5 protein-coding genes are annotated in these 6,231 nt (G+C 61.2%); 2 read left to right on the plus strand and 3 right to left on the minus strand.

The features are described from left to right. Positions 1-4 precede the first annotated feature (4 nt). Positions 5-2,935, minus strand: coding sequence for an aminomethyl-transferring glycine dehydrogenase (gene gcvP / locus SYN60AY4M2_RS11610; protein ID WP_099813342.1), 2,931 nt, complete (start codon positions 2,933-2,935; stop codon positions 5-7). Positions 2,936-3,149: 214 nt separating this feature from the next. Between gcvP and psbU the strand changes: the two genes are divergently transcribed. Continuing rightward, entirely contained in the window at positions 3,150-3,512 is a 363-nt protein-coding gene (gene psbU / locus SYN60AY4M2_RS11615) for a photosystem II complex extrinsic protein PsbU (RefSeq protein WP_041438474.1), read from the plus strand. A gap of 408 nt (positions 3,513-3,920) precedes the next feature. Beyond that, positions 3,921-5,174 carry a tyrosine--tRNA ligase gene (gene tyrS, locus SYN60AY4M2_RS11620; RefSeq protein ID WP_099812990.1) on the plus strand — a complete coding sequence of 418 codons (1,254 nt, stop codon included), beginning with the start codon at positions 3,921-3,923 and terminating at the stop codon, positions 5,172-5,174. Between the two features lie 67 nt (positions 5,175-5,241). On the opposite strand, the gene SYN60AY4M2_RS11625 is transcribed toward tyrS, so the two are convergent. Beyond that, positions 5,242-5,943, minus strand: coding sequence for a hypothetical protein (locus tag SYN60AY4M2_RS11625; RefSeq protein ID WP_011430909.1), 702 nt, complete (start codon positions 5,941-5,943; stop codon positions 5,242-5,244). Positions 5,944-5,963: 20 nt separating this feature from the next. Further along, the coding region (locus tag SYN60AY4M2_RS11630; protein ID WP_143597326.1) for a zinc ribbon domain-containing protein at positions 5,964-6,231 on the minus strand (268 nt) is incomplete at its 5' end.

The following is a 6,231-nucleotide window of genomic DNA, read 5'->3' on the forward strand; positions in this document are numbered from 1 at the left end:
AGGGTTAGCCTTCCAGCCAGGGCTGACAACTGCACACCAGGTGACGATCCCCGTAGGCGTTGTCAATGCGGCTGACGCTGGGCCAGAACTTGCGCTCCTTGACCCACGGGAGGGGATAGGCGGCTAGGGAGCGAGGGTAGGGGCGATCCCAGTGGTCGGCGGCCACTACCTCGGCGGTGTGGGGGGCAAGTTTAAGGGGATTGCGCACGGGATCCATCTCGCCCCGCTCGATGGCAGCAATCTCCTGGCGAATGGCGATCATTGCCTCACAGAAGCGATCCAGCTCTTCTAGGGATTCGCTCTCGGTGGGCTCCACCATCATTGTCCCCGGCACCGGCCAGGAGATGGTGGGGGCGTGGAAGCCGTAGTCCATTAGCCGCTTGGCTACATCCTCCACCTCAATGCCGGCGCTTTTCTTGAGGGGGCGCAGGTCCAGGATGCACTCGTGGGCCACCCATCCCCCCGGCCCTTTGTAGAGCACCGGGTAGTAGGGATCCAGCCGCTTGGCGATGTAATTGGCATTGAGGAGGGCCACTTGGGTAGCTAGGGTAAGGCCGGCGGATCCCATGAGGCGGATGTAGGCCCAGGCAATGGGCAGGATGCTGGCACTGCCCCAGGGGGCGGCGCTGACCGGGCCGTTGCAGCCGGGCAAAAAGGGGTGGCCGGGCAAATGCGGCAGCAGATGACGGGCAACGGCAATGGGCCCCACCCCCGGCCCGCCGCCGCCGTGGGGGATGCAGAAGGTCTTGTGCAGGTTGAGGTGGCAGACATCGGCCCCCAGCTCCGCAGGACGGCAGAGGCCCACCTGGGCGTTGAGGTTGGCCCCATCCATGTACACCTGCCCCCCCGCCTCGTGGATCATCTGGCAAATCTCGCGGATCCCCTCCTCAAATACCCCATGAGTGGAGGGGTAAGTGATCATCAAAGCCGCCAGGCGTTCCCGGTGCTGCTCCACCTTGGCCCGCAGGTCTTCGAGGTCGATGTTGCCGGCCCTGTCGCAGGCCACGCTCACCACCTGCATCCCAGCCATGACAGCGCTGGCGGGGTTGGTGCCATGGGCAGAGGTGGGGATCAGGCACACCTGCCGCTGGCTTTCCCCTCGCGCCTGGTGGTAGCGGCGAATGGCCAGCAAGCCGGCGTATTCCCCCTGAGATCCGGCGTTGGGCTGCAGGGAGACGCCGGCAAAGCCCGTGATCTCCGCCAGCATCTGCTCCAACTGGGCAAAGAGGGTTTGATAGCCGCGAGCTTGTTCCAGGGGCACAAAAGGATGGAGCTGGGCAAACTCCGGCCAGGTCATCGGCAGCATCTCGGCTGTGGCGTTCAGCTTCATGGTGCAGGAGCCCAAGGGGATCATGGAGTGGACAAGGGAGAGATCCCGGCTCTGCAGGCGGTGGATGTAGCGCAGCAGCTCCGTTTCCGAGTGGTGGCGGTTGAACACCGGATGGGTGAGGTAGGGAGTGGTGCGCAAGAGCTGGGGGGGCAGGCTTTGGTTGGCATCCAAACCCAGGCCCTCGACATCCCAGGCTGGCTCTTCAGAGCCGGCAAAGATCTGCCAGAGATCGCGCAGATCCTGAGCGGTGGTGGCCTCGTCCAAGCTAATCCCCAGGGTCATCTCGTCGATCCGGCGCAGGTTGATGCGCCGCTGGGCGGCCCGCTCTTGGATCTGCCCAACCTGGGCGGGGGACTCTGCCCTTACCCAAAACGTGTCGAAGAAATACTCTGGCCCCACCCTGTAGCCCAGCTGGCGAATCGCGGCCGCTAGGTGATGGGCCTGGCGGTGGATGCGTTCGGCGATTTGCCGCAGGCCTCGGGGGCCGTGATAGACGGCATACATGGAGGCCACCACGGCCAAGAGCACCTGGGCGGTGCAGATGTTGCTGGTGGCCTTGTCGCGGCGGATGTGCTGCTCCCGGGTTTGCAGAGCCAGGCGCAGGGCCGGCCTGCCCTGAGCATCCTGAGAGATCCCCACCAGGCGCCCCGGCAGCAGCCGTTTGTGGGCCTCGCGAGTGGCAAAGTAGGCGGCATGGGGGCCGCCGTAGCCCAGGGGCACCCCAAAGCGCTGGGTGGATCCCACCACGATGTCCGCCCCCCATTCTCCCGGCGGCTGCAGGAGAGTCAGGCTGAGCAAGTCGGCAGCTACGGCCACCACCATCCCCCTTTGGTGGGCCCGCTCCACCAGCTCGCGGTAATCCCGGATCTCTCCATAGGTGTTGGGATACTGCAAGAGCAATCCAAAGCCGTTCTCCAGCTCCAACTGCGAAGGATCGGCCACACGCACCTGGATCCCCAAGGGCTCTGCCCGCGTCTGCACGACGGCAATGGTCTGGGGATGGCAGCCGCGATCCACCCAAAAAACTGGGGATTGCTTGCCCGCTAAGGTGTAGGCCAGGCTCATCGCTTCGGCGGCGGCAGTGGCTTCGTCCAGCAGGGAGGCATTGGCGATCTCCCTGCCTGTTAGATCGATCACCATCGTCTGGAAATTGAGCAGGGCCTCTAGCCGCCCCTGGGCGATCTCCGCCTGGTAGGGGGTGTACTGGGTGTACCAGCCGGGGTTCTCCAGAATGTTGCGCTGAATCACCGGCGGCGTCAGGCAGTTGGAATAGCCCATACCCAAAAAGGAGCGCCACACCTGGTTCTGGGCCGCCATCGCCCTCAGCTCCGCCAATACTTGTTGCTCGCTGCAGGGGGATCCCAGGCCCAGGGGTCGGCTGCTGCGGATGGCCGCCGGTACCGCCTTATCCACTAATTCCCGTAGAGAGCTCAGCCCTAAGGCGTGCAACATCTGACGGATTTGCTGGGCGTCCGGCCCGATGTGCCGCCAGAGGAAGAGTTCTCGCTGCTCTAGCAGCTCCAGCTCGGCATCGACGGCAGAGAGGGGTTGAGGCGTCTCCCGTCCAGAGGGGCTGAGGGGATGGAGGATGGTGGAGTCGGACATGGGGCAAAACAAAAGCGATGGAAAGTCGGTCAGCCGCCAAAAGGCTATTCCCCGATCATAGTTGTTAAAAATTGTTTCTGTCGGGATCCAAATTTGAATCTGGGTCTCGATTCGGGGGAGCGGGGATGAGACACTAAATGGTCGGAGAATGTTAGCGACCTATCCCCTGAGCGTTGTCATGACTGCTTTCAACTCTGTCTGGAGAGGTGGTGCTATGCGTCGGCTCCTGTCCGCCTTGGTGTCTATCCTGTTGCTGCTCTGTCTGTGCTTGGTCCCCTTGGGGATCCCGGCGGTGGCGGCGGAGCTGCCGCCGGTGAAACATCTTGACACTCCCATCGACGTGAACAACACCATCCTGCGCAACTACCGCCAGTTGCCCGGCTTCTATCCCACCCTGGCCCGCATCCTAGTAAAAAATGCTCCCTACAACAGCCTGGAGGACATGCTGCAGATCCCAGAATTGACGGAGCAACAGAAGGCCTTGATCAAGGCGAACGCGGAGAACTTCGTGTTTGGGGAGTACCAAGAGGGAGCCAACCAACTGGAAAACCGGATCAACCAGGGATACTACGGCTGATCCTGGCAGGGTCTGCAGGGGAGAAAGCTTTCTGCTTCTCTGCAGCTTTTATGAAGCCTGCGTCGACATACCCCCCATCCCTAAAGGGCGGGGATTCTTGTTCTTGGTTCCACAACAGCACTTACTAACTAGTGGCTAGTGGTTAGTAATTAGTGACGGGCCACTAACTTCTTCACCTACTTGTCACTACGCCAGATCTCCCCAAGCGTTCCCGAACCCCCCTCTGTCCCCTCGTACACGGGGGGATGAAAGGGGGGCCCAGTAGTTCCCCAATGGCCTTGGGAATTCCCCCGCTAGTTGTGAGACCCAAGGGGAGCTGCCCTCCTCAGTCTCTATCCCCCGTCGCCAGAGTACCCCGAAGGTTTTGATGGGCTTAAAATAGCCCATGGTGCTCATCGAGCCAAGTGGATGGAGCCAACTTCGAGAACATTTCCAACTGCTGTCTCGTCAGCCCAGGGAGATCCCCGCATCGCCGAGATCACGCAGCGGGGAGTGGCCGAGGTCTTCCCAGGGGGAGCGGCAGCCTTGGCGGAGCGCCTGGCCACCACCGATCGCCCCTTGCGGGTGAAGCTGGGCATCGATCCCACGCGGCCAGATCTGCACCTGGGCCATGCAGTGGTCTTGCGCAAGTTGCGCCAATTCCAGGATGCTGGCCATGTGGCCATCCTCCTCATCGGGGATTTTACAGCCCTGGTCGGGGATCCCACTGGCCAATCGGAGGCGCGTCCCCGTCTGACGCCGGCAGAAGTGGAGGAAAATGCCCGCACCTATCTGGAGCAGGCTGCCAAGATTTTGGACTTTGCCACCCCTGGCCGGCTGGAGGTGCGCCGCAACAGCGAGTGGCTGGCCCGCCTTACCTTGAGCGAGCTAATCGAGCTGCAGGCTCAGATGACGGTGGGGCAGATGTTGGCCAAAGAGGACTTTGCCCAGCGCTACCGCTCGGGGACGCCAATTTATCTCCACGAATTTCTCTACCCCCTCCTGCAGGGCTATGATTCGGTGGCCCTGGCAGCCGACGTGGAACTAGGGGGGACTGACCAGCGCTTTAACCTCCTGGTTGGCCGGGAGCTGCAACTGTGGAAGGGCCAAACCCCTCAATTTTGCCTGACGGTGCCCCTGTTGGAGGGCTTAGATGGCTACCAGAAAATGTCCAAGTCCAAAAACAACTACGTGGGCCTGACCGAGGATCCCCTCACCATGTACTCCAAGCTAGAGAAGGTGCCGGATCAGCTGGTGGAGCGCTACTTTGAGCTGCTCACCTCGGTGCCCCCCTCGGAGCTGCCGGCGGATCCCCGCCAGCGCCAGATCCTCTTGGCCAAGACCCTCGTGGCCCAATTTCACTCTTCTGAAGCCGCAGAAGAGGCGCAGCGCACCGCCCAAGCGCTGGTGTTACAAGGCAATCTCGTTGAAACGGGATCCATCCCCACTTTTGCCATCCAGTGCTTGTCTTACCCGGTAAAACTGAGCTACATCCTGCGCGAATCCGGCCTCTGCAAGAGCGCTGCCGAGGCCCGTCGGCAAATCCAAGGGGGCGCCGTGCGGCTGGACGGGCAAAAGGTGGAGGATCCCGACCTGGAGTTTGCCCAAGCCTCTGAGCTGGACGGGCGGGTTTTGCAGGTGGGCAAGAAGGCCTTCTGCCGCTTGGTGGTCGGCACAAACTAGTCAGCTTTGGTTTTCTCCCCTCACCCCCAACCCCTCTATGAGGGGAGCTCGATGGTTCCACAACTATTCAACAGGTGGGGATGGGCTTAAAGCCGAGCCCGGCTTTCTTCTGCTTGGTCTTGGCTGAGGGGTTAAACAGCGGCGAAGCTAACACGGGCTCTGGCCGGGGCCGGATCGATCTTGCCTCCGCCACAGCTTCGGCGAGCTTTTGCCGCACCAGCTCTTGGGTCTCCAAAATATTGGGATCCGCCGCCCATTCCGGGGCTTCTTTGACCGGATCGTCTTCGGAAGTGAATTCCAAATCGTAAACCTCGTTGCGGTAAGTGGGGCTGAAGCACTCCCAGGCGCGCAGGCTGTAGAAGTAGGGGAATAGCCGCACCATGCGCTCGATATCCAAGTGTTCGGCAAAGCGCCGAAAGGCTTCTTCTTCGGAAACCGGAAAAGGCGCATAATGCTCGGAAACAAACCACTGCAAAAACTTTCGCGCCTCCGGAACGATCTGCTCTGGGGCCATGGATCCCAGCGCTGCCGCGTTGAAGCAGTTGACCAAAAGGTGCTCCAGCAGCACAGCGTTGTACTCGGCAAAGCAGGTTTGCTCGCGGCTTTCTACCGGCTGCCAAGGCATCTTGCCGTTGGCGGCAATGAACAAGTGAACCAGGTCATGCGAGGGATTGGTTTGGATGGAGCCGTGCCCCTCCAGCTTGGCCCCGTCACAGCTAAAGATCTGGTACTGAGGGCTCCAGTAGAACTTCAGTTGCTTGGCCGCCATGTTTGACCGTCCTGATACATTTACGCTGAACACTGCTGAGCATTACTGCTCAGCGGTGAAGCGATAGCATTCTGTCCGTTTCCGTTGTCACTACGCGACGCTGACGCGACCGCGCTACTCGGACGGAGTCCGAACAGAAAGGCGGTATCCCGCAAAGCCCTGAGCATAACACCCAGAGCGCCTTGCCAATCTCGTGGTAGCCTATGGTTGCACTTCGGGCATCTAAACACCTTTGCGCCACCCAACTTGGTGTGGATGTGCCCGCACTTGGTACAGGTTTTGCTGGTG

The organism is Synechococcus sp. 60AY4M2 (assembly GCF_002760375.1).
In the GTDB taxonomy this organism is placed as follows: Bacteria; Cyanobacteriota; Cyanobacteriia; order Thermostichales; family Thermostichaceae; genus Thermostichus.